The organism is Gallaecimonas mangrovi (genome assembly GCF_003367375.1).
Taxonomy (GTDB): Bacteria; Pseudomonadota; Gammaproteobacteria; order Enterobacterales; family Gallaecimonadaceae; genus Gallaecimonas; species Gallaecimonas mangrovi.
Genome location: NZ_CP031416.1, coordinates 2,937,474 through 2,959,861, shown reverse-complemented (window position 1 = coordinate 2,959,861; position 22,388 = coordinate 2,937,474). Strand labels below are relative to the sequence as shown.

At 54.6% G+C, this 22,388-nt stretch carries 16 protein-coding genes, 4 tRNA genes and 1 pseudogene; 13 read left to right on the top strand and 8 right to left on the bottom strand.

Annotation, left to right across the window (positions count from 1 at the left end; all coding sequences use genetic code 11):
* Positions 1-3: 3 nt before the first annotated feature.
* The 3 genes and pseudogenes from DW350_RS14145 to DW350_RS14135 form a co-directional block, all read right to left on the bottom strand.
* A pseudogene (locus tag DW350_RS14145) lies at positions 4-1,105 on the bottom strand (polyamine ABC transporter substrate-binding protein).
* Between the two features lie 50 nt (positions 1,106-1,155).
* Positions 1,156-2,523 carry an aspartate aminotransferase family protein gene (locus DW350_RS14140; protein ID WP_115719550.1) on the bottom strand — a complete coding sequence of 456 codons (1,368 nt, stop codon included), beginning with the start codon at positions 2,521-2,523 and terminating at the stop codon, positions 1,156-1,158.
* Positions 2,524-2,535: 12 nt separating this feature from the next.
* The gene (locus DW350_RS14135) at positions 2,536-3,888 is read right to left on the bottom strand and encodes a glutamine synthetase family protein (protein ID WP_115719549.1); all 1,353 of its coding nucleotides are present in this window, start codon (positions 3,886-3,888) and stop codon (positions 2,536-2,538) included.
* Positions 3,889-4,211: 323 nt separating this feature from the next.
* On the opposite strand from DW350_RS14135, the gene DW350_RS14130 reads away from it, so the two are divergent.
* Positions 4,212-5,567 (top strand): glutamine synthetase family protein, encoded by a 1,356-nt coding sequence (locus DW350_RS14130; protein ID WP_115719548.1) that lies wholly within the window; start codon positions 4,212-4,214, stop codon positions 5,565-5,567.
* Positions 5,546-6,820: an NAD(P)/FAD-dependent oxidoreductase gene (locus DW350_RS14125; protein WP_115719547.1), complete on the top strand. Its 1,275-nt coding sequence runs from the start codon at positions 5,546-5,548 to the stop codon at positions 6,818-6,820. Before DW350_RS14130 ends, DW350_RS14125 begins: the two co-directional genes overlap by 22 nt.
* A gap of 20 nt (positions 6,821-6,840) precedes the next feature.
* Here DW350_RS14125 and DW350_RS14120 read toward each other — a convergent pair whose 3' ends face one another.
* Complete coding sequence (locus DW350_RS14120) at positions 6,841-8,118, bottom strand: NAD(P)/FAD-dependent oxidoreductase (RefSeq protein ID WP_115720648.1); 1,278 nt, start codon at positions 8,116-8,118, stop codon at positions 6,841-6,843.
* Between the two features lie 19 nt (positions 8,119-8,137).
* Entirely contained in the window at positions 8,138-9,460 is a 1,323-nt protein-coding gene (aptA, locus tag DW350_RS14115; protein ID WP_226911326.1) for an omega-aminotransferase AptA, read from the bottom strand.
* A 236-nt stretch (positions 9,461-9,696) separates the two neighbouring features.
* On the opposite strand from aptA, the gene DW350_RS14110 reads away from it, so the two are divergent.
* A complete protein-coding gene (locus DW350_RS14110) occupies positions 9,697-11,193 on the top strand; it encodes an aldehyde dehydrogenase (protein WP_115719546.1) in 1,497 nt (498 codons plus the stop codon).
* Positions 11,194-11,227: 34 nt separating this feature from the next.
* Here the strand turns inward: DW350_RS14110 and DW350_RS14105 are convergent, their stop codons facing one another.
* Positions 11,228-12,511, bottom strand: coding sequence for an NAD(P)/FAD-dependent oxidoreductase (locus tag DW350_RS14105; protein ID WP_115719545.1), 1,284 nt, complete (start codon positions 12,509-12,511; stop codon positions 11,228-11,230).
* A 106-nt stretch (positions 12,512-12,617) separates the two neighbouring features.
* Positions 12,618-15,173, bottom strand: a complete 2,556-nt coding sequence (mutS, locus tag DW350_RS14100; RefSeq protein WP_115719544.1) for a DNA mismatch repair protein MutS — start codon at positions 15,171-15,173, stop codon at positions 12,618-12,620.
* A gap of 183 nt (positions 15,174-15,356) precedes the next feature.
* On the opposite strand from mutS, the gene DW350_RS14095 reads away from it, so the two are divergent.
* The 10 genes from DW350_RS14095 (at position 15,357) to DW350_RS14050 (ending at position 22,152) form a co-directional block, all read left to right on the top strand.
* Positions 15,357-15,857, top strand: a complete 501-nt coding sequence (locus tag DW350_RS14095; protein WP_115719543.1) for a CinA family protein — start codon at positions 15,357-15,359, stop codon at positions 15,855-15,857.
* 69 nt (positions 15,858-15,926) lie between these two features.
* Positions 15,927-16,976, top strand: a complete 1,050-nt coding sequence (gene recA, locus DW350_RS14090) for a recombinase RecA (RefSeq protein ID WP_115719542.1) — start codon at positions 15,927-15,929, stop codon at positions 16,974-16,976.
* A gap of 61 nt (positions 16,977-17,037) precedes the next feature.
* Positions 17,038-17,418 (top strand): regulatory protein RecX, encoded by a 381-nt coding sequence (locus tag DW350_RS14085; RefSeq protein WP_115719541.1) that lies wholly within the window; start codon positions 17,038-17,040, stop codon positions 17,416-17,418.
* 19 nt (positions 17,419-17,437) lie between these two features.
* A complete protein-coding gene (alaS, locus tag DW350_RS14080; protein ID WP_115719540.1) occupies positions 17,438-20,059 on the top strand; it encodes an alanine--tRNA ligase in 2,622 nt (873 codons plus the stop codon).
* Positions 20,060-21,265 carry an aspartate kinase gene (locus DW350_RS14075; protein ID WP_115719539.1) on the top strand — a complete coding sequence of 402 codons (1,206 nt, stop codon included), beginning with the start codon at positions 20,060-20,062 and terminating at the stop codon, positions 21,263-21,265.
* Positions 21,266-21,383: 118 nt separating this feature from the next.
* Complete coding sequence (gene csrA / locus DW350_RS14070; protein WP_115719538.1) at positions 21,384-21,578, top strand: carbon storage regulator CsrA; 195 nt, start codon at positions 21,384-21,386, stop codon at positions 21,576-21,578.
* A 155-nt stretch (positions 21,579-21,733) separates the two neighbouring features.
* Positions 21,734-21,824: transfer RNA gene (locus DW350_RS14065), tRNA-Ser, on the top strand.
* A 15-nt stretch (positions 21,825-21,839) separates the two neighbouring features.
* A tRNA-Arg gene (locus DW350_RS14060) sits at positions 21,840-21,916 on the top strand.
* Positions 21,917-21,972: 56 nt separating this feature from the next.
* Positions 21,973-22,049, top strand: a tRNA-Arg gene (locus DW350_RS14055).
* A gap of 26 nt (positions 22,050-22,075) precedes the next feature.
* Positions 22,076-22,152 (top strand) — tRNA-Arg (locus DW350_RS14050).
* Positions 22,153-22,190: 38 nt separating this feature from the next.
* Here the strand turns inward: DW350_RS14050 and DW350_RS19540 are convergent.
* The gene (locus tag DW350_RS19540) at positions 22,191-22,364 is read right to left on the bottom strand and encodes a hypothetical protein (RefSeq protein WP_192954689.1); all 174 of its coding nucleotides are present in this window, start codon (positions 22,362-22,364) and stop codon (positions 22,191-22,193) included.
* Between the last annotated feature and the right edge of the window lie 24 nt (positions 22,365-22,388).

Here is a 22,388-nt window from a genome sequence, read left to right as displayed (position 1 = left end):
GGGTCATTGTCCTGTTTTAACCTTGGTCCAAATGCGGTTGGTTAGGCGCTCAATTTTCGGCGGTAAAATGGCAAAGGTATAAAGGTGTTTAGAGGCTTCCTCGGTTGGATAAATACCGGGGTTGTCTTTGACCGCAGCATCCAAATAAGGCAAGGAGGCCTTATTACCGTTGGCATAGGCTACGTAGTTACTGGCTCTCGCAATGTTTTTAGCATCGAGCATGAAGTTCATGAATTTAAGCGCCGCGTCCGGGTTGTCGGCGTCTTTGGGAATGGCCATCATGTCAAACCACATACCGGCCCCTTCCTTGGGGATCGAATACTTCACCACCACGCCATTTTTGGCTTCTTCTGCCCGCGAGGCTGCCTGGAATACGTCCCCTGACCAACCAATGGCCACACAAATATCACCGTTAGCCAAATCGGAAATGTATTTGGAGCTGTGGAAATAGGTTACGTAAGGGCAACACTTGCCAGCAGTTTTTCCGCTTTGGCGTAATCAGCCGGGTTGGTGGAGTTGGGGTCTAGGCCAAGGTAGTTAAGGGCGGCTGGTACCAGCTCGGTGGGGCATCAAGAAAGCTAACCCCGCATTGACTGAGCTTTTTGATGTTTTCAGGCTTAAACACCAGATCCCAAGAATTAACCGGCGCATTAGGGCCAAGGGCGGCCTGCACTTTAGCCGGGTTATAACCCAGGCCGGTGGTGCCCCACATGTAAGGGAAGGCGTATTGGTTGCCAGGGTCGTAAAGCTCGAGAATTTTCATCAGGTGCGGGTCAAGGTTTTTCCAGTTGGGCAGTTTGCTCTTGTCGAGCTTCATAAATACGCCCGCCTTGATTTGCTTGGCCAGAAACTGCCCCGAGGGCACCACCAAATCATAGCCACTGCGGCCCGCCAGCATCTTGGCTTCCAGCACTTCATTGCTGTCAAAAACATCGTAGGTCACTTTAATGCCCGATTGTTTTTCGAACATCGGGATCGAGTCTTCGTCGATATAATCGGACCAGTTATAAATATGCAATGTTTGGTCGGCCGCCCTGACTGCGGTGCTGGCGGTTAGCGCCAACGCCGCTGAACAAAACAGGGCCTTGAGGATCATCTTGTTCATTTCCATCTCCCTTAGGATTCTCACTTTTGATAACGCCATTCCTGCGAGTATTAGGCCCGCAACGCTTTTAACGTCAGATCAAGGCAACGATGGGTTTTGCTGATTAACTCGTCGACATGAGCTTCGGTAAAAATCAAAGGTGGTGAGATGATCATGGTGTCGCCTACGGCGCGCATGATAAGGCCATTCTCAACACAAAGATCACGGCACAGCGCCCCGGCGCTGCCTTTGCTGTCAAAACGCGAACGGGCTGACTTGTCTTTCACCAGCTCTAAAGCCGCCACCATGCCAACGCCACGGGTTTCACCCACTAATGGGTGCTCGGCTAATTCGCGCCAGCGTTTTTGCAGGTAAGGGCCAATTTGTTTACCGGCCCGTTCAACCCAGCCTTCGCTGTCTAAAAGCCGCAGATTTTCAGAAGCAACGGCGGCACAAACCGGGTGCCCCGAGTAGGTGAAACCGTGGTAAAACTCACCGCCACGCTCAATGAGTACCAGGGCAACCTTATCGCTAACCATCACGCCGCCAATGGGCAAATAGCCGCTGGAAAGCCCTTTGGCGATGGGCATAAGGTCAGGCTTTAAATCATAGTAGTCGCTGCCAAACCAGCGGCCGGTGCGGCCAAAGCCACAAATCACCTCGTCTGCGACAAACAGAATGTCATAGTCGGCCAGCACCTTTTTCACCGCTGGCCAATAACTGTCGGGCGGCACTATTACGCCGCCCGCTCCCTGAATGGGTTCGGCAATAAAAGCCGCGACCTTTTCGGGGCCAATGCTGTCAATGCGCTCGCGCAGTTGCTCGGCGGCCCAAATGCCGAAGTCATCGGGGGCCATATCGCCACCTTCAGCAAACCAATAAGGCTGAGCGATGTGTTCAATGCCGGGAATGGGCAAGCCGCCCTGGCGGTGCATTGGCGCCATGCCACCTAAGCTGGCACCGGCAACCGTTGAACCGTGGTAAGCGTTGTGACGGCTAATAAACACCTGTTTTTGCGGCTGGCCCAAACAGGCCCAATAGTGGCGCACCATGCGCAGCACAGTGTCATTGGCCTCAGAACCTGAACCGGTAAAAAAGACCCGGTTTAGCGCTGCCGGTGCCAGCGCTGCTAACTGTGATGACAGCTCAATCACCGGCGGGGTAGCGGTTTGGAAAAACAGGTTGTAATAGGGCAGCTCGGCCATTTGCCGGCTGGCCGCATCTATCAATTCTTGGCGGCCATAACCGAGGTTGACGCACCAAAGTCCGGCCATGGCATCCAAAATGACGTTGCCGTCGTTGTCATAGAGATAAACGCCCTTGGCGCTTTTTATAATGCGCGGGCCCTTGGCCTGTAACTGTTGGTAATGGCAAAACGGCGCCAGGTGGTGGGCTTTTTCCATGGCTTGCCATTGGACCGTGCTTCTTGCTTGGTGCATTGTTGCCTTCCTTTACACCGTCATCTCTAAAAACTGGCGCTCCCAAGAGCTGATCACCTGTTTGTAGTTTTCATTTTCAACGCGTTTTAGCTCGGCATAAGCGAGGATAAAGCGCTCGCCTAAGTGTGCTTTTAAGTGTTCTGCCACTTCAAAGCGGGCAATGGCCTGCTCAAGACTGGCTGGCAGGCCAAGGTCGCGGCCAACATTGGCGCGGCCCTTGGCCGGTGGGCGTGGTGTTATGGCTTGCGCCATGCCTAAATAGCCGCACAGCAGGCTGGCGGCCAAGGCTAAATAGGGGTTGGCATCGGCGCCGGGCAAGCGGTTTTCTAAGCGGCGGTTTTCAGGGCCGGAATCGGGCACGCGAAAGGCGCAGGTGCGGTTGTCTTCGCCCCATTCGGCGTTAATGGGGGCGGAACTGTCGGGCAAGAAACGCCGGTAGGAATTCACATTGGGGGCAAATAGCGGAATGACATCAAACAGGTATTTCTGCATGCCACCAATAAAATGGCGAAACAGCGCCGAGGCGCTGCCATCGGCGTTACTAAACAGGTTTTGGCCGCTGGTAACATCAACCACACTCTGGTGAATGTGCATTGAGCTGCCGGGTTCACCCTTGATGGGCTTGGCCATAAAGGTGGCCGACACATTGTGCTTAAGGGCGGCTTCGCGCACGGTGCGTTTAAACACAAACACCTGGTCGGCCAAGTGCAAAGGGTCGCCGTGGCGAAAGTTAATTTCCATTTGCGCCACCCCTTCTTCGTGAATAAGGGTGTCGATATCTAAATTCTGGGCTTCACACCAGTCGTAGACATCCTCAAATAAAGGGTCGTATTCGTTGGCAGCATCAATGCTAAAAGAGGCGCGGCCGGTTTCCGGGCGACCACTGCGGCCAATGGGCGGCTTGAAAGGCAGGTCTGGGTCATCGCTGCGCTGCACCAAGTAAAACTCCAGCTCCGGCGCCACAACCGGTTGCCAGCCTTTGTCTTGGTAGAGCTTGAGCACCTTTTTCAACACATTGCGCGGCGCCATTTCGTAAGGGTTGCCGTCACGGTCAAACACATCGTGGATGATAAGTGCTACTGGCTCTAGCGCCCAAGGCACCATAAACAGGGCATTCGGGTCTGGCTTTAACACCATATCGATATCTTTGGGGTCGAGCAGGGCGTAGTAGGTTTCGTCATCGACGTAGTCGCCAGTAACGGTTTGCAGCATCACACTTTCGGGCAGGCGTAGTTCGAATTCATTGAGAAACTTACCCGCAGGCATGATTTTGCCGCGAGCAATGCCGGTCATATCGGCAATAACACATTCCACTTCCGTGATGCGCTGGCCACGTAGCCAGGCAACCAATTCAGACTCTTGCATCACTCACCTTCGTTCGGGTTGGCAAATGGGTTAAGCGTGATCTGTTATCCGTGTTGCGTCGAATGGCAGGTGTTCATTTTTTTCGACGATAGCATCGGCGAATGGCCATAACAAAGGCTTTTAACGTGACAGAGTCTACAGAGTGGAGTTTTTTTGTTCAGCCAGTTTTATTTGTTATTTTTGTGGTAAATAACTGGTTTTAATCCTATTTTTAAATATTGCTTCGGCGGTAAGGCCCATTGACAGCAGCCAGGGATTCGGCTCAACTGCCCAAATGGCGTCTGTGATTGAAATTTTGAACGAATGCGTCGGGATGGTGGAATATGAGTAAAGCGATTGCCGATACGTTTCTGGCGCGACATCCCAAGATTGAACACATCGATCTGTTGCTGCCAGATCTTAACGCGGTGCCACGGGGAAAAAGGATTAGGGCGCAGGATCTGCATAAGATCATTGCTGACGGCATTTTATTACCTGCATCGGTCTTTGCCTTGGATATTACCGGTGAGACCGTTGAGGAAACTGGTATCGGCATCGATATCGGTGACATGGACTTGCCCTGTAACGCCCGCCCCGAGACCTTGGTGCCGGTACCCTGGCAGCCCCATTGCGGGCAGATGATGCTGGAAATGGTAGATGAAGATGCCAACCCCTATTTTGGCGACCCGCGTACCGTGCTGCGCAATATCACCCAGCGCTTTCATGCCCGTGGCCTAAAACCGGTTACCGCCGTTGAATTGGAATTTTATCTTTTCGATACCACCAGTCTTGCCCAAGGTGAGCCGCTGCCGCCAATAGCGCCAAAGTCGGGGATCCGTGACGAAGGCACCCAGGTTTATGCCATCGACAACATCAGCGAGTACGAAGACTTTGTTACCCAAGTCATGGAAGCCACCCGCCAACAAGGGCTGCCTGCCGATGCGGTGGTGGCAGAATACGCGCCGGGGCAGTTTGAAGTGAACCTGCACCATGTTGACGACCCGGTGGCGGCCTGTGACCACGCCGTACTGCTAAAACGGGTTATTCGCCAGGTGGCTAGGCGCTGCGGTTTTATGGCGTCGTTTATGGCTAAGCCTTATATCGATAACGCCGGTTGCGGCACCCATGTCCATGTCAGCCTTAACGACGAAAACGGCGAAAACGTCTTTGCCGGTGACGACGAAGAAGGCAGCCCCCTATTGCGCCAAGCCATTGCCGGGCTGCTGGAAACCATGGACGAGTCGATGGCGCTTTTTGCCGGTAACCCCAACTCTTTTCGCCGTTTTTCACCCAACATGTATGTACCTTGTAGCCACGTCTGGGGAGTCAATAACCGCTCTACGGCGCTGCGTATTCCCGCCGGGCCACTTAGCGCCACCCGCATCGAACACCGGGTTGCCGGGGCCGATGCTAACCCTTATCTGGTCATGGCGGCAGTATTGATGGGCATTGATGTTGGCCTTGTTGAACAGTTAACGGCGCCGCCGCCGGTAGAGGGGAATGCTTACGAGCAATTTCCCCCCGACGTGCCCGACAACCTGCGTGATGCCCTGCGTATCTTTGAAAAGTCGCCCTATATTGCCGACTACTTTGGTGAGCAATTTCAGCATATCTATACCCAGAACAAGTGGAGCGAGCTTTACAAATTCGAGCAGCAGATAACGCCGCTGGAGTTTCAATGGTATCTAACCCAGTTCTAACGGCTGCCTACCCACCACCTTACCTGGAGGGGCAAAGCCCCTTGCATTGCCCGCCACTGACCGAAGCCATTTCGGTTGATGTTGCCGTTGTTGGCGCCGGTCTTACCGGCCTTAACACCGCTTTGGAATTGGCGAGTGCCGGGCTCAAGGTGGCGGTGCTGGAAGCGCAAGTTATTGGCGCTGGCGCCTCAGGAAGAAGTGGCGGCCAAGTGTTGGTGGGGTACGAGCAAAGCCTTGATGGCCTTAAGCATATTAATGACGCCGAGCGCCAAGAGCTGTGGGCGCTGTCGGTGGCGGCAGTAAGACGGGTGCGCAACCAGGTTGCGACCTATCGCATTCCCTGCAATTGGCAAAGTGGTGTGGTGATAGCGGCCGTCAAGCCGCGCCAGATAAAACGCCTTGAAGCCAAAGCCCGCACCTTAGCTGCCCTTGATGTCAGCCTTTGGGACAAAAATGCCCTGCAAAATAACCTTGCCAGCTGCCGCTATCTTGGCGCGCTATTTGACCCCTTATCGGGGCACCTTAATCCGCTTGCTTACACCTTGGGGTTGGCACGAATAGCCAAGGAGAAGGGCGCCACCATTTTTGAGCACTCACCGGTAACGGCTTATCAGCCCGCTGGTGACAAGCTGGTTTTATCGACACCGCAGGGCCAGGTGGCGGCCCGCCAGCTGGTACTGGCGGGCAATGCCTATTTGGGGAATTTGGCGCCGCCGCTGGCAAGGCGCATTTTGCCTTTTACCAGCTCCATTGCCGCCACCGCACCGCTGCCTGCGGGTTTGGCAAGCCAACTGATACCGGGGCGCTTTGCGCTTTTTGATCTTAACACCTTGCTCGACTACTTTCGGCTTGATAGCCACAACCGGCTTATCTTTGGTGGCCGGATCAGCGCCGGGCCAACACCGCCGAAAAGCCTACTGCTTCAGCTGCGCAAACGCATGTTAAGGGTGTTCCCACAACTGGCCGAACATCCCTTTGAGCACCATTGGCATGGGCGCCTGGCCCTTAGCCGTTACCAATTTCCTGATGTTGGTCAACTGGCCGCCAATGTTTATTACGCCCAAGGCTACAGCGGCCAAGGTATGGCGCTTGCCGGCCAATGTGGCGAGGCCATTGCCAAGGCGATATTGGGAGATAAAACCCAGTTGGCGCTGTTATCGCTGCTGCCACAAGGTTATTTGCCATCCCCAGCGCTGGCGCAGTGGGCGGGGGCTTTGGGGTTGGCGTTTGCAAGGTTAAAAGACTGGCGATAACAGGCGGCGCTGCCGCCTTTTTAAAACCCGGCTTTGTCGCGAAGGCTGTACCAAAAAGCGCCTAGGGCCGTGAGTGGTACCCTAAGGGCCCGGCCGCCAGGAAAGGGCAGGTGGGGCAGAGAGGCGAACACATCAAAACGCTGGCTGGCCCCGGCGATGGCTTCGGCCAGCACTTTACCCGCTAAGTGGGTGGTGGTTACGCCATGGCCACTGTAGCCCTGGGCATAGAAAATGTTGCTATCTAAGCGTCCCAGCTGCGGCAAGCGATTGAGGGTCAAAAGAAAATCGCCGCCCCAGTGATAGTCGAGTTTTACCCCTTTTAACTGTGGAAATGTGGCTTCAAGATTAGGGCGAATGGCCGCTTCAATGTTAGCCGGGTCGCCACCGCCGTAGGTGACACCACCACCATACAAAAGGCGGTTGTCAGCGGTAAGGCGGTAGTAATCGAGCAGATAGTTACAGTCTTCAATGCAATAGCCGTTGGGTATTAGGCTTTGCGCCAAGCTGGCATCTAACGGCTCGGTGGTGACAATTTGGGTGCCGCAGGGCATGGCCTTACTGGCAAGTGGCGGCAGCAAGTTACCCAAATAAGCATTGCCCGCCACCACTAAATAGTCGGCTTCAACCAAGCCGCTGGCGGTATGCACCCGTACCTTGGCCCCTTTATCTACCTGGGTTACTGCCGATTGCTCAAAAATCTGCCCGCCTAAGCTTTCAATGGCCCGGGCTTGGCCCAAAGCCAGCTTTAACGGATGCAAATGGCCAGCGCCATGGTCCAGTAATGCCGCTTCATAGCGGGGGGAATCCACCAATTCCCCTAAACGGTCTTTTTCCAACAGCTCTAACTGTTGGTAGCCGTAACGCTGCCAAAGTGCTTGGTGGTGGCTAAGCCCTTGGCGTTGGCGCGGGTTAAGGGCAACAAAGGCGCCGCCGTCTTTGAGGTCGCATTCGATGCCGTATTTTTCAATACGCTGGCGAATGATGCGGTTACCTTCAAAGGCCATTTCGCCCATGGCGCGGGCGGTGTCCATACCGCAGCTTTTTTCGATAACGTCCAGGTCCCGGCTGTAGCTGTGCACCATCTGGCCGCCGTTGCGGCCGCTGGCGCCAAAACCAATGCCAGCCGCTTCCAGCACTATCACCTCAAAGCCTTTTTCTAAAAGATGCAGCGCAGTAGAAAGCCCGGAAAAGCCGCCGCCAAGTACACAGACCTGGGTTTGGCGCTTATCGCTAAGCGCCGGCCGTGCCGTGATGGGCGCGGTGGCGGCGTAATAAGAGCTTGGGTAGCGGATGGGCATGGCTTTCTCCAAATCAAGGCTAGGCTGTGGCGCTAATGGCATCGGCCAAAATGGTCACCAGTTGCTCCATTTGCGGCTCTTCAATAATAAGCGGTGGGCTCAGGGCAATAATGTCGCCGGTGCAGCGCACCAGCGCGCCGGCGTTAAAGCAGCGCTCAAACACCTCAAAGCCGCGTTGGCCAACAGCGCCCTCCCTAGGGGCCAGTTCAATACCGGCTACCAGGCCGATGTTGCGAATATCAATCACATTGGCAAGGCCTTTAAGGCTATGCACTTTGTCGGCAAAAAGCGCTTCTTTTTCCAGGGCTCGGGTGAGCAGCTCTTCGCGCTGGTAAACATCCAGTGTTGCCATACCGGCGGCGGCGGCTAGTGGGTGGCCGGAATAGGTATAGCCGTGGAAAAAATCAATCACCTCTGGCGGCCCCTGCATAAAGGCGTCTTGAATACTGCTGCTGATAAAGACAGCGCCCATGGGCACGGTGCCATTGGTCAGGCCTTTGGCGGTGGTGATGATGTCGGGGGTAAGATCCCAGCGCGTTGCCGCAAAAGGGGCACCAACGCGGCCAAAACCGGTAATCACCTCATCAAAAATCAGCAAAATGCCGTGCCGGGCTGTTATCTCCCGCAGCCGTTTTAAATAGCCTGGCGGCGGCAATATCACCCCGGCCGAGCCACTGATGGGTTCAACAATAACCGCGGCAATGGTGGACGGGTCTTGCAAGGCGATGATGTTTTCCAGCTCTTCGGCTTTTTCTATACCGAATTTTGGCAGGCCGCGGCTAAAGGCATTACGGGCGATATCTAAGGTGTGGGGCAGGTGGTCCACCGCCAACAAGTTGCTGCCAAACCACTTACGGTTATTGGGCAGGCCACCAACGGCAATACCGCCAAAACCGACACCGTGGTAGGCCTTTTCGCGGCCGATGATACGGGTACGGCTGCCTTGGCCAATCAGGCGTTGGTAGGCAAGGGCGACTTTTAGCGCTGTATCGACTGACTCTGAACCGGAGTTGGTAAAAAATACCTTATCTAAGCCCTTGGGCGCTAAATCGGCTAAGCGTTCGGCAAAGGCAAAAGGCAGTGGGTGGCCCATTTGAAAGCAGGGGGCGTAGTCGAGCTGGGTGGCCTGCTGGCTTATCGCTGCTGCGATCTCCTGGCGGCCATGGCCGGCATTACAACACCAAAGCCCGGCAGTACCGTCCAGCACCGAATGGCCCTGTTGGTCTTGGTAATACATGCCGCTGGCCGAAACCAGCATACGCGGCGCTTTTTTAAATTGGCGGTTGGCGGTAAAGGGCATCCAAAAGGCATCCATGGCCTCGGTTTGTGTTGCCGTACGCATAAAACACTCCCGTGTGAATACCGCGCCTGGTGGCGTGTTACTGTTTAAAATATAAAACACCTTAGAAAAGGCAACGCTTTTTTATATGGCCTGTGACTTTTGCCATTAAATGCTGTTATTAGGCTTTTTTACGCGGTTTTTTTGCTTGCCAAATCACAGCTTATAGCGGCTTTTTGTTTGGAAAACTGCACGTTTGCGTTAGGCTCGATAGCAAGCCCGGGCAAAGGAGAAGCAAGATGGCACAGTCATACAGCAAGGCCTATTGGCAGCAACAAGCGGCGGCATTAACTATCGAGCATAGGGCCTTTATTGATGGCCATTACTGCCAGAGTCAAAGCGGCGAGACGTTTGATTGCGTCAGCCCCATTGATGGGCGCTTGCTGGCGAAGGTTGCCAGCTGCGACGCAAGTGATACCAACCTGGCGGTGGCCAGTGCCCGGCGCGCCTTTAATGATGGCCGCTGGCGGTTAATGGCGCCGGTTGAGCGTAAGGCGGTGCTGTTAAAACTGGCTGCACTTATTGATGAGCACAAGGAGGAGCTGGCACTTCTTGAAACCCTGGATATGGGCAAACCCATTAGTGACTCGCTGGCGGTGGACATATTCGCCACTGCCCGTGCCATACGCTGGCACGCCGAAGCCATTGATAAAGTCTACGACGAGGTGGCGCCCACCAGTGACAACGAACTGGGGTTAGTCACGCGCGAACCGGTGGGCGTGGTCGCTGCCATTGTTCCCTGGAACTTTCCACTACTGATGGCCAGTTGGAAACTGGGGCCTGCCCTTGCCACCGGCAATAGCGTTATCTTAAAACCGTCAGAAAAGTCCCCCCTAACCGCCATTCGTTTTGCGGCGCTTGCCAAAGCCGCAGGCTTGCCAGACGGCGTGCTTAATGTGTTACCGGGTTTTGGCCACAGCGTGGGTAAAGCGCTGGCGCTTCATATGGATGTGGACACCCTGGTCTTTACCGGCTCTACCGCCACCGCCAAACAGCTGATGGTGTATGCCGGCCAGTCCAACATGAAGCGGGTATGGCTGGAAGCAGGCGGTAAAAGCCCCAACATTGTCTTTGCCGACGCTCCCGATTTAGACGCCGCGGCCGAAGCAGCGGCCTCTGCCATTTGTTACAACCAGGGGGAAGTCTGCACCGCGGGCTCAAGGCTGTTGGTGCAAGAGACTATCTTGGAAACTTTTATCGAAAAAGTGGCGGCGGCGATGGCCAAATGGCAACCGGGCGACCCGCTGGATCCGGCCACCAATATTGGCGCCGTGGCCGACAGCGGCCAGCTTGAGCGCATTAAGGCCTTGGTGGCCAAGGGCCAGGAGCAAGGGGCGAAAGTGGTTGTGGGCGGCAGCGCTGCCGATATCAACCCCCACGGCTTTTATATGCAGCCCACCTTATTTACTGGCGTTAATAACAACATGGCCATTGCCCAGCAGGAGATCTTCGGGCCTGTGCTGTCGGCCATCAGCTTTCGCGACATGGACGAAGCCCTGGCCATTGCTAACGACAGCGACTATGGCCTGGCCGCCGGGGTTTGGACCCAGGATCTCAGTAAGGCCCACCGCATGGCCAAAGGGCTTCGTACCGGCATGGTGTGGGTAAATCAATGGGACGGCGGCGATATGACGGCGCCTTTTGGTGGCTACAAGCAGTCGGGCAATGGCCGTGACAAATCCTTGCACGCCATCGATAAATACACCGAGCTAAAAGCCACCTGGATAAAGCTCTGAGGCAGGTGATGAAAAGGCGCCACTGGCGCCTTTTTTACAGCAGTTCTTTAAAGCGGTGATAGAGCATGCCGGTGGCCAGCAGCCAGGGCCGAAGCCAGGGGCCACCGGGGAAATTGCGGTGGTTTATTTGGTTGAAAAGGGTGAAGCGATCACGCTTGCCACTGATGGCTTCGCCTATCACCCTTGCGGCCAAATGGCTGGCGTTTATCCCGTGCCCCGAGTAGGCCTGCGCGTAAAAAAAGCCCGGGGTTAGCTCGCCAATTTGCGGCAAGCGGTTAGCACCAATACCCAGCATGCCGGCCCAGGCATAGTCGATGTTAACGCCCTTTAGGGCGGGAAAAACCTTGAGCATCTTTGGCACCATGGCGGCGCGAATGTCTTTAGGGTCGCGCCCGGAATAATTGCACATGCCGCCAAAAATAAGCCGCTTGTCGGCCGACAGCCGAAAATAGTCCAACGCAATATTAAGATCGCAGGCGGCAACATCGCTGGGCAATATTTGCTGCCAAAGCGCTTTAGGCAGCGGCGCTGTGGCTAACAGATAACTGCCGGCTGGTAGCACTTTGGCGCCAATGCGCGGCTCGAGCATGCCCATATAGCCGTTACCGCACAGCACCAGTTTGTCGGCCTTAACACTGCCGGTCAGGGTTTTTACTCGGTAAGGGCCATTGCCGCTTAGGCTAATGACTTCACTGAGTTCAAAAAGGCGGGCGCCGTTTTGCTCGGCGAGGGCGGCTTCGGCTAAACACAAATTCAGTGGCTGCAAATGGCCGCTGCCCATATCCAGCATGCCGCCTAGGTACTTATCAGAGCCAACATGGGCTTGAAGGGCGTCTTTGTCTAACAAGGTGATGGAATGGCGGTAGGCTTTGTCTTTAAGCGCCTGATATTCGGCCTCAAGCTCGCGGATATGGCGGGGCTTGTCGGCAAGATCGCAATAACCCCACTTAAGATCGCAATCAATTTGGTAGCGCTCAACCCGCTCACGCACAATATCAATGGCTTCAAAGCCCATGGCATCTAACGCGGCAACCCCATCTTGGCCAAGCTGATGGGTAAAACGCTGCAGGTCGTGGCCAAGGCCTCTAACCAGTTGCCCGCCGTTACGGCCACTGGCTCCCCAGCCAATGCGACGGGCTTCTAACAGCACCACATTAAGGCCTTTTTCGGCCAGTTCCAGGGCGGTGGCCACGCCGCTAAAGCCGCCACCAACAATACAAACGTCGGCGCTAATAGCTTCTTCCAGTGGCGGGCGGTTTTTCAGGCCTTTGACGCTGGCCCGGTAATAGGACTGGGTGTGTTCCCTTTGGCTATCCATGTCAATGATATCGCCCGTTTCGTTTGATATTTTAAACGAGCATATAGCGCCAATGGCGATGCCTCAATAATCAAAAGCCCGGCAGGGCGCCGGGCTTTCGGTTGTTTTATTGGTTGGCGTCGCTTTTTAGCTGATAAAGCAGCATTAATGCATCGCGAGGGCTAAGGGCGTCTACATCAAGATTTTTAAGGCGAGTGATCACCTCGGGCTCTTCACTGAAGAGTAAATCCAGCTGTTTTTCACCGTTGGCCGGCGCGCTTAACACCGGTTGGCCTTCCAGCTCGTTAAGCTTTTGGCGCGCCGCTTTGACCACAGCTTTTGGCACCCCGGCCAACAGCGCTACCTGCAAGCCAAAGCTTTTGCTGGCAGGGCCGCTTTGTACCGCGTGCATAAAGGTGACGGTGTCGCCATGTTCTACGGCGTCTAAGTGCACATTATCCACCCCGGCAAGCTGCTCTGCCAGGGCGGTTAGCTCAAAGTAATGGGTGGCGAACAGGGTCAGGCTGCGGCTTTGGCGAGCTAGAAAATCGGCCACCGCCCAGGCCAGCGACAGGCCGTCGTAGGTGGAGGTGCCGCGGCCAATTTCGTCCATCAGCACCAGGCTTTTGTCGGTGGCATTGTTCAAAATGGTGGCGGTTTCGGTCATTTCCACCATAAAGGTGGAGCGGCCAGATGCCAGATCGTCAGCAGCGCCAATGCGGGTGAAAATGCGGTCTACCAGGCCGATGTCGGCGCTGTCGGCCGGTACTGGGCTGCCAATATGCGCCAGCAGGGTGATAAGCGCAGTCTGGCGCATGTAGGTGGATTTACCGCCCATGTTGGGGCCGGTTACCATCAGCATTTGTTTGCTGTCAGAAAGCATCACCGGGTTGGCAATGAAGGGGCTGTCGAGTACCACTTCCACCACCGGGTGGCGGCCGCCGTTAATGGCTATGCCTCGTTCGCTGCTGAGCTTTGGCTGGCAGTAGTTCAGGGTTTGGCTGCGCTCGCAAAGGTTACTCAGTACATCGAGCTCGGCGCAGGCATCGGCAAGCCGCAGTAGCGGTTCAAGGTGCGGGTGCAACTGGTCAAACAGCGCTTCATAAAGCTGCTTTTCAAGGGCCAGGGCTTTGCCTTGGCTGGTGAGCACTTTGTCTTCGTACTCTTTCAATTCAGGAATAATGTAGCGCTCGGTGTTTTTCAGGGTTTGGCGGCGCTGATAATCGGTGGGCGCCAGATGCGATTGCGCCCGGGTCAGTTCAATAAAGTAGCCATGAACCCGGTTAAAACCAACCTTCAGGGTACTGATGCCGGTGCGCTCGCGCTCGCGCGCCTCGATATGTTCTAAAAAGTCGGTGGCCCCTTTTGACAGCGCCCGGTATTCGTCCAGTTCGCTGTTATAGCCGGGGCGAATAACGCCGCCGTCACGAATGAGCACCGGCGGGTTATCAATAATGGCGCGGTTTAATAAATCCAGCAGCTCGGGCATTGGCGCGCAGGCGTCTTTTAATGCCTTAAGGCGGCCGCTGTTGTCGGCCAGCAAGGCGCTAATGTCGGGCATCACTGCCAGAGCGGTGCGCACCCTGACTAAATCCCGTGGCCGCGCTGAACGCAGTGCCACCCGCGCCATCACCCGCTCTAAATCGCCAACCTGCTTCATTAATTCGCTAAGGGCGGCATCTTGCAGCTGGTTGCTAAGTTCAGCGATAGCGTCAAGGCGAGCGTTTATCACCTTAATGTCTCTTAATGGCCGGTGCAGCCAGCGCCCTAAAAGGCGTGAACCCATTGGTGTTGCGCAGCGGTCAAGCACCGAGAAGAGGGTGTTGTCGCTGCCACCGGCCAAGTTTTGGGTGATTTCCAAGTTACGCCTAGTAGCGGCATCCAGCACCACGGCTTCGTCTTCGGCTTCCAGTTTGATGGCGCGAATATGCGGCAGGGCGGTGCGCTGGGTGTCTTTGAGGTATTGCAGCAAGCAGCCAGCGGCGCACAGGGCGCGCTTGGCGTCTTGCACCCCAAACCCCACCAAGTCGCGCGTCGCAAATTGCTGGGTGAGGGTGCGCTGGGCAGTGTCGATATCAAATTCCCACTGCGGCCGGCGACGAAGGCCTTTTCTGTCGCCCAAAAGTGTTGTGTCAAAGTCTTCCGGGTACAACAGCTCTGCGGGGTTGGTGCGTTGCAGCTCGGCTTTTAAGTCGTCAATGCCGCCCGGTTCCGACACCAAAAAGCGGCCAGAGGTAATGTCTAAGGTGGCATAACCGTAACGGCCATCTTTGCCATAAACGGCGGCTAGCAGGTTGTCGCGCTTTTCTTTTAAAAGTGCCTCGTCACTCACGGTACCCGGGGTAACAATGCGTACCACTTGCCGTTCAACCGGGCCTTTGGATGTGGCCGGGTCGCCAATTTGTTCGCAAATGGCCACCGATTCGCCCAGCGCCACTACTTTGGCCAAATAACCTTCCACGGCGTGGTAAGGCACACCTGCCATGGGGATTTTCTGGCCGCCACTTTGGCCACGAGCGGTCAGGGAAATGTCTAAAAGCGCCGCGGCCTTTTTGGCATCGTCATAAAAAAGCTCATAAAAGTCCCCCATTCGGTAGAAGAGCAGCACCTCGGGGTGCTCGGCTTTAATTCGCAGGTATTGCTGCATCATGGGGGTATGCTGGGAGAGCGCGTCGCCGGTCATCTTGGTCCCTGTTTCTTAGCTTTTGGGCGCGGGAAAATCAGCTCGAGAGGTTAGCAAAAGGGGCCAAACAAGAACAGAGTGCAAGTGCTGTCTGGTCAGCCAGCGCCCTTAGCATTGCCCTTGGCAAGGTTGCAGGTATTAGCAGCGGCTTGGATAATGTCGCCAGTAACAGAGGGAAGCGTGATGACCGATTGGAACGCCATTAGCCAGTTATCGGCCCGCTTAGGCGCAAAAGCCAAAGCCGCGGGGGTAACGGTGACCAGTGCCGAGTCTTGTACCGGCGGCCTTATTGCCGGCGCCATTACCGATATCGCCGGTTCATCGAGCTGGTTTGATGAGGCTTTTATTACCTATGCCAATGCCGCCAAAATGCGCCGGTTAGGGGTGAGTGATGACAGCCTTAGCCGCCATGGCGCTGTGTCGAAAGCGGTGGTTAAAGAAATGGCCGAGGGGGCTAGGCTGGCGGCCAAAGCCGATTTGGCCGTTGCCACCAGCGGTATTGCTGGCCCTGATGGCGGCAGCATTGACAAGCCCGTTGGCACGGTTTGGATGGCCTGGGCCAGTGCCACCGAAGTGGAATGTCGCTGCTTTCATTTTTCAGGAGACCGCCAGGCGGTGCGGCTACAAGCCGTTTTTGCGGCGCTTTCCGGGCTTTTAGAAAAAATCCCCCCATACAGGGGTTGATACTGTACGGTCATACAGTATACTTGCCCTCAACAGAATTTATTTTATTGCGGATCTTTGGAGCCGGAAATGGACGACAACAAACAAAAAGCCCTTACTGCTGCCTTGGGGCAGATTGAACGCCAATTTGGTAAGGGTTCTATTATGCGCATGGGCGACAGCCAAGTGCTGAATATTGCCTCCGTATCCACCGGCTCCTTGGGCCTGGATATTGCCCTTGGCATTGGCGGCCTGCCGTTTGGCCGTATCGTTGAAATTTTCGGTCCTGAATCTTCCGGTAAAACCACGCTAACCTTGCAAGTGATTGCTGAAGCGCAAAAAGAAGGCAAAACCTGCGCCTTTATTGACGCTGAGCACGCCCTTGACCCGGTTTATGCCCGCAAACTGGGTGTTAATGTTGACGACCTCTTGGTATCGCAGCCTGACACCGGCGAACAAGCCCTGGAAATTTGTGACATGCTGGTCCGTTCCGGCGCTGTTGATGTGGTGATTGTTGACTCCGTAGCGGCCTTGACTCCGAAAGCGGAAATTGAAGGCGAAATGGGTGACAGCCACGTGGGCTTGCAGGCCCGCTTGATGTCGCAAGCACTGCGTAAGCTGACCGCTAACATCAAAAAATCCAACACCCTGTGTATCTTCATTAACCAAATCCGCATGAAGATCGGTGTGATGTTCGGTAACCCCGAAACCACTACCGGCGGTAATGCGCTGAAGTTCTATGCCTCTGTGCGTTTGGATATTCGTCGTATCGGTGCGGTAAAAGAAGGCGACGAAGTGGTGGGTAACGAAACCCGCGTAAAAGTGGTTAAAAACAAAGTGGCGCCGCCCTTTAAACAAGCCGAATTCCAAATTATGTACGGTGCCGGTACCTCTAAGGAAGCCGAGCTTATTGACCTGGGCGTTGCCCAAAAGTTTGTTGATAAGGCCGGTGCTTGGTACAGCTACCAGGGCGATAAAATCGGCCAGGGTAAAGCTAACGCCGTTAAGTTCTTGCTGGAAAACACCGATGTGGCCAACGAGATTGAAAGTAAAATCCGCAAGGCCTTGTTGGTAACCCCGAACGCCCAGCCTGAAGAAGACGTTAGCGAAGCACCTGTCGCCGAAGGAGACCAACTCTGAGCGACGAGTTAACGCAAGCGGCCATGCGGCTGCTTGCTCTTCGTGAACACAGCCCCGCGAATTGGCCGATAAACTGGCCCGCAGGGGCTTTTCTTCTTCTGAAATTGCCCCCCTGATTGATAAGCTGCTTGCGCAAGGCTGGCTGGATCATTACCGTTATGCCGAAAGTGCGGTGCGACGCTTACTGCAAAAGGGCTACGGCTCTATGCGTATTCAAGCGGAACTAAACCAGAAAGGGATCCCTGATGACGTGGCAAAAGCGGCGTTAAATGAACAGGAAACCGACTGGTTCACACAGGCACAAGCTGCCTATAATAGGCGATTTCGCGACGCCGCCATCACCGGCCCCAAAGACTGGGCCAAAAGGGCGAGATATCTGTCCAGCAGGGGCTTTTCCCCGGAACAGATCCGTGCCGTTTTATCCAAAGTAGAACGCGCCTGAAACAACGACAGGAATTTCCATGAGCATGACCAGCGCTGAAATACGTGACGCTTTCTTGAATTTCTTCAAGGACAAAGGCCATCAGATTGTGCCTTCTAGCTCCTTGATCCCGGCTAATGACCCTACCTTGCTGTTCACTAACGCCGGTATGGTGCAGTTCAAGGATGTTTTCCTTGGTACCGACAAGCGTCCCTATAGCCGAGCAACCAGCTCACAGCGTTGCGTACGTGCCGGTGGCAAGCATAACGATTTGGAAAATGTCGGTTATACCGCCCGCCACCACACCTTCTTTGAAATGCTGGGTAACTTCAGCTTTGGGGATTACTTTAAAGAAGGCGCTATTCACTATGCCTGGGAGTTTTTGACCAAGGTTGTCAAACTGCCAGAAGAAAAGTTGTGGGTCACCATTTACGAGACCGACGATGAAGCCTTTGATATCTGGGCCAACGAAATTGGCGTGCCCAGCGATCGCATCATCCGTATTGGTGACAACAAAGGTGCGCCTTACGCCTCTGATAACTTCTGGTCTATGGGCGATACCGGCCCTTGCGGCCCTTGCTCCGAGATTTTTTACGACCATGGTGAGCAAATCTGGGGTGGCCCGCCGGGAACCCCGGAAGAAGACGGTGACCGTTATATCGAGATCTGGAACATCGTGTTCATGCAGTTCAACCGCCAGGCTGACGGCACCATGGAGCCTTTACCTAAGCCGAGTGTTGATACCGGTATGGGCCTGGAACGTATCAGTGCCATTTTGCAGCACGTGCATTCCAACTATGAAATTGACCTGTTCCAGAACCTGATTAAGGCCGCAGCCCAGATTGTGGGTAGCAGCGATTTGGAAAATAAATCCCTGCGGGTGATTGCCGACCATATTCGTAGCTGTTCCTTCCTTATTACCGACGGGGTCATGCCGTCGAATGAAGGCCGCGGCTATGTGCTGCGCCGTATCGTGCGCCGTGCCGTGCGCCATGGTGCCCAGTTAGGTGCTAGCGAACCTTTCTTTTACAAACTGGTGGCAGCTCTTGCCAAAGAAATGGGCGAAGCTTATCCCGAGCTTATTGAAAAACAAGCCATTATCGAGAAAGCACTGCTGCTAGAAGAAGAACAGTTCCGTAAAACCTTGGAGCGCGGCCTTAAATTGTTGGACGAAGAACTCGCCAACCTTAACGGCACCGTTATTCCGGGTGAGGTGGTGTTCAAACTCTACGACACCTATGGCTTCCCGGTGGATTTAACCAACGATGTGGCCCGTGAAAGAGAGCTCACCCTGGATGAAGCGGGCTTTGAAAAGGCCATGGAAGCGCAGCGCCAACGTGCCAAGCAAGCGTCTAACTTCGGTGCTGATTACTCAAACCGTATTCAGCTTGATTGCGAAACCGAGTTTTCCGGTTACGACGGCGTGCGTGATGTATCACCCGTTGTGGCGCTGATTAAAGACGGCGAAGAAGTGAATTCTGCGCAAGTGGGCGACAAGGTACTGCTGGTACTGGAGCGTACGCCTTTTTATGGCGAGTCCGGTGGCCAGGTTGGCGATACTGGCGAGCTAACAGCCGATGGCGTGCGTTTACTGGTTACTAACACCACCAAGAGCGGCCATGCCTTTATGCATCATGCCGAAGTGCTGGAAGGCAGTGTCAGCCTTGGTGACAAACTTAAAGCCGAGGTGGATAAAAGCCGCCGCGACGCCATTCGTTTGAACCACAGTGCCACGCACTTGGCCCATGCAGCGCTTCGCAAAGTGCTGGGTGAACATGTGACCCAAAAAGGCTCTTTGGTTGACCCAGAGCGTATGCGCTTTGACTTCTCCCACTTTGAAGGCATGAAAGACGCTGAAGTGGTAGAAATTGAGCGCCTGGTGAATAACGAAATTCGCGCTAACCACGTGGTTACCACGCGCCTGATGCAAATTGATGAAGCCAAGGCGGCCGGGGCCATGGCACTGTTCGGTGAAAAATACGACGACGAAGTGCGTGTGGTACAGATGGGCGATTTTTCCACCGAGCTTTGTGGTGGTACCCATGTCAGCCGCACCGGCGATATTGGCCTTTTCAAAATTGTTTCTGAGGCGGGTATTGCTGCCGGGGTACGCCGTATTGAAGCAGTAACCGGTGAAGGTGCTTTGGAATGGCTGCAAAGTCGTGAACACATGGTGGGCAGCCTGGCGGCAAGCCTTAAAACCGATGTGGCAGGGCTGCCCGAACGTTTTGCTCAGCAACTGGATCGCAGCAAACAGCTGGAAAAAGAACTGGAAAAGGCCAAAGCCCAATTGGCGGCCCAAGCCGGTTCTGCGCTGGCTGAGCAAGCGGAAGATATCGGCGGTGCCAAGTTGTTGGTGGCCGAATTACCGGGAGCCGATCCTAAATCGCTGCGTGAACTGGTGGATAAGCTCAAAGATAAACTCGGTGAAGCCATTGTGGTTTTGGGTGTGCCAGGTGACGGTAAAGTCAGCCTTATTGCCGGTGTTTCCAAAGGGCTAACGGCAAAAGTGAAGGCTGGCGAGCTTATCGGTATGGTGGCAGCGCAAGTCGGTGGCAAAGGCGGTGGCCGCCCTGACATGGCTCAAGCCGGCGGTAGCGATGTGGCTGCCCTTAAAGGGGCTTTGGCTTCGGTTAAAGGTTGGGTGCAGGCCAAGCTGTAAATGGCGCTTTTCGTTCAGAAGTTCGGTGGCACCTCGGTTGGTACCTTGGCGCGGATCGAAGCAGTGGCTGAACGTCTTATCAAAAGCCGCAGGCAAGGCCACGACCTGGTGGTGGTGGTCTCTGCAATGGCCGGTGAAACCAATAGGCTGCTGGGCCTTGCCCAGCAGCTCACTGCAACACCCGACCCTCGTGAATTAGATGTGCTGCTCGCCACCGGCGAGCAAACCACCATTGCGCTTCTGGCCATGGCCCTTAAAAAGCGTGGCCAGCCAGCGCTTTCCCTCACTGGCGACCAAGTGCGCATTCATACCGACCCCCGCCATGGTAAGGCACAGATCCAAAAGGTCGATACCGCGGTGTTAAACCAGGCTTTGGCTAGAGGCCAGGTGGTTATTGTGGCGGGCTTTCAGGGCCGGGGGGCCGACAACGCCATTACCACTCTTGGTCGTGGTGGCTCTGATACCACGGCGGTGGCACTGGCGGCGGCACTTAACGCCGATGAGTGCCAAATTTTTACCGATGTTGATGGTGTCTACACTACCGACCCGCGAATTGAGCCGGCAGCGCGGTGTTTAGCGCATATCGACTTTGAATCGATGCGGGAATTGGCCGCGCAAGGGGCCAAGGTGCTGCAGGTTAAGTCGGTTGAATATGCAGGCCGTAACCAGGTGCCACTGCGGGTATTGTCCAGTTTTCATGACAACCACCCTGGTACATTGGTCACTTTTGATGACAATCAAAATGTGCCAAAAGTCAGCGGTATAGCCTGTTGTGAACAATCGGTAGTTGTTAAACTGAGTGGGTCTAATATTCATGCCCTCTCACAAGATGTTTTCTTTAAACCCTTGCAAGATGTGGGTATTGATGCAGATTTACTGAAAGATATTGAAGTTTCGGGTAAAGAGGTGGTTTTTACTGTACCCTTTGCCGACTTCGGCCAAGCCTTGCCTATTATCAAGGCGAGTGTTGGGGTAATGGATAACATTATTCTGCGCTGTGAGCAGAATGTGGCCAAGGTGGCGATTGTCGGCAATGATGTTGGTATCAGGCCCGATATCGCGTCTATTGCCTGTGGCGCCTTGTCTGACCAACAGATTGCAGCAGAGCTTTTTACGACGTCGGCGAAGCGAATTACCTTTGTTGTAGCCAGTCGTGATGGTGAAAAAGCCGTAAGGCTTTTGCACCGGGCGCTAATCTGTGAATAATGGCAAGACTGACCTTCAGGTGAATGTTCAGCCAATTTTCTTGAGCTTCAAGGGGTTGGCTTTATACTAAGCTACGAATGAAGCAATTTGAGCGGCTTTCATTGCAAGGAGCAAAGCGATGCTGATTCTGACTCGCCGTGTTGGCGAAACTCTGATGATTGGTGACGAAGTCACCGTAACGGTACTGGGTGTTAAAGGTAACCAGGTGCGTATCGGTGTGAATGCACCTAAGGAAGTCTCTGTTCACCGTGAAGAGATCTACCAACGTATCCAGGCAGAGAAGGATCCTGAAGATCCAAACGGCAACTACTGATTGCATCTTCTTCTGTCGATTCCTTGTAACGGCAACCTTTTCAACGAGGTTGCCGTTTTTGTATCCGCATTGTTTAAAGGCTGCGCAACCGATACCTCCTTAGGGAAAAAGGGTTTGACTTGCGAAGTCGTTCCGGTAATATTCGCATCCGTCGAGGTGAGGTGGCCGAGAGGCTGAAGGCGCTCCCCTGCTAAGGGAGTATGGGTCAAAAGCCCATCGGGGGTTCGAATCCCCCCCTCACCGCCATCGACACTTCAAGATGCGACCATAGCTCAACTGGATAGAGTACCTGGCTACGAACCAGGCGGTTGGAGGTTCGAGTCCTCCTGGTCGCGCCATCTTGAAATGTGTTGAATAGCGCTTACCATTGGTAAGCGTTTTTTGTCTGAAGACTGCGACCGTAGCTCAACTGGATAGAGTACCTGGCTACGAACCAGGCGGTTGGAGGTTCGAGTCCTCCCGGTCGCGCCATTCAGATAAAACACAACCCAACTTCTGCGACCGTAGCTCAACTGGATAGAGTACCTGGCTACGAACCAGGCGGTTGGAGGTTCGAGTCCTCCCGGTCGCGCCATCTTCAAAAAAGCCCGCTCAATGAGCGGGCTTTTTGCGTTATTGCGTTGCGGTGAGTTTTAGCATCAGCGTCATAAAGGCAATGATGAAAGCGCTCAAACCTATGATCCAGTAAAACCCCTTGCGGCCCTTTTCAAAGGGAATAGCGAACTGGCGCATCACTATGTACCAAATGACACATAGCACCAGCGGTATCAAAAACAGTTTACTCATGGTGCTCCCATATAAAATAAGGCG